The organism is Streptomyces chiangmaiensis (genome assembly GCF_036281785.1).
GTDB classification, from domain to species: domain Bacteria; phylum Actinomycetota; class Actinomycetes; order Streptomycetales; family Streptomycetaceae; genus Streptomyces; species Streptomyces chiangmaiensis.
In genome coordinates this window covers 1-844 of record NZ_JAYWVC010000654.1, presented here as the reverse complement: position 1 = coordinate 844, position 844 = coordinate 1, and the positions used below count along the sequence as shown (strand labels likewise).

Annotated in this window: 1 protein-coding gene; it reads left to right on the top strand. The window is 66.0% G+C overall.

Annotated features, from left to right (window positions below):
• Positions 1-815: IS256 family transposase (locus VXC91_RS46225; protein ID WP_329513307.1), on the top strand; the 815-nt coding region annotated here is incomplete at its 5' end.
• Between the last annotated feature and the right edge of the window lie 29 nt (positions 816-844).

The window sequence follows — 844 nt, the reverse complement described above, 5'->3', positions numbered from 1 at the left end:
TGGACACCCAGCTGACCGCTTTCCGCACCCGGCCCCTGGACCACGTTCGGTTCCCCTACATGTACCTGGACGCGACGTACTGCAAGGCCAGGGTCGCGCACCAGATCGTCTCCCGGGCCGTGGTGATCGCCACCGGCATCACCGAGGACGGCGGCCGAGAGGTGCTGGGTGTAATGGTCGGCGACAGTGAGACCGAGGTGTTCTGGACCCAGTTCCTCCGCCACCTGCGCGAACGCGGCCTGAACGGGGTCCGGCTCGTGCTCGGCGACCACCACTCGGGCCTGGTCAAGGCCATCCGCAAGGTCATGATCGGCGCCTCCTACCAGCGCTGCCGGGTGCACTTCCTGCGCAACGTCTTCGGCGTGATCCCGAAGGACGCCGCCGAGATGGTCGCCGCCACCATCCGCACCATCTTCGCTCAGCCCGACCAGGCCGCCGTCCGCGGCCAGCTCGACACGGTCGCCGACATGCTCGGCACACAGTCCCCCCAGGTCAAACGGATGCTCCTGGAGGCCAAGGACGACCTGACGGCCTTCGCGGCCTTCTCGGAACGCCACTGGAAGAAGATCCAGTCCACAAATCCACTGGAGCGGGTCAACCGAGAAATCAAGCGTCGCATCGACGTCGTCCAGGTCTTCCCCAACGACGACGCGCTGCTGCGGCTGGTCACCGCCGTGCTCTTCGAAATGCACGACGAGTGGATCGCCTTCCCCCGCCGTTACCTCCCCGAGGGCAGCATGGACCAGATCTACCCCGCCGAGCTCCCCGAAAGCGCCCCCGGACTACCCAACACCACCAACACAACGTCCAATTGATCGGCTACACCACGACAAGGGACACGACC